General features: G+C 50.5%; 1 rRNA gene. It reads right to left on the bottom strand.

Annotation, left to right across the window (positions count from 1 at the left end):
• Nucleotides 1-357, bottom strand: a 23S ribosomal RNA gene (locus AC1D15_RS35500); the annotation flags it as partial.
• Nucleotides 358-756: the final 399 nt, after the last annotated feature.

The raw sequence follows: 756 nt of genomic DNA, 5'->3' as shown, positions 1-756 counted from the left end.
CCTAGTTCCACACCCTACATTTTTCATACGGGGCTATCACCCGCTATGGCCGGACTTTCCATTCCGTTCTGATATGCAAGATGCTAAAACGTGCAGGCTCTTCCGATTTCGCTCGCCACTACTTTCGGAATCTCGGTTGATGTCTTTTCCTCGAGCTACTGAGATGTTTCAGTTCACCCGGTTCGCCTCGCATACCTATGTATTCAGTATGCGATGACCTTACGGTCGGGTTTCCCCATTCGGAAATCTCCGGATCAAAGCTAATTTGCCAGCTCCCCGAAGCTTATCGCAGGCTATCACGTCCTTCGTCGCCTGTAATCGCCAAGGCATCCACCACATGCACTTAGTCACTTGACCCTATAACTTTGACGCCCACCTCGGTGAGCATCGGTCAATGACTGTTTGAGTATTTCGCGTTATGCCGTTCTTCAAATCTCGCTTCAATCGATTTCTCGATCAACTCAAGTTGAATATCTGTTGACGCAATCAAGTTCGTCATCGACGGCACGGTGCATCCCTTTCGGTCTGCTTTCCGCCGACAACGCTGATTTTCGACTCTACAAATTGTTAAAGAGCAACAGCCGATTCTTTCGAACCGCTGACGGCAACAGCCTGGTGAAAAACTCACCAAGCTGCTTGCGTCAGCGTCGATTTCTTCTGGTCAAGAGAACGCGGAAACCACCTCAACAAGAAGTGGTGGAGGATGACGGGATCGAACCGACGACCCCCTGCTTGCAAAGCAGGTGCTCTCCCAGC

The sequence above is a fragment of the Rhizobacter sp. P2_H2 genome (genome assembly GCF_056403375.1).
The sequence above is the reverse complement of the archived record's forward strand: the minus strand, read 5'-3'. Positions and strand labels throughout refer to the sequence as shown.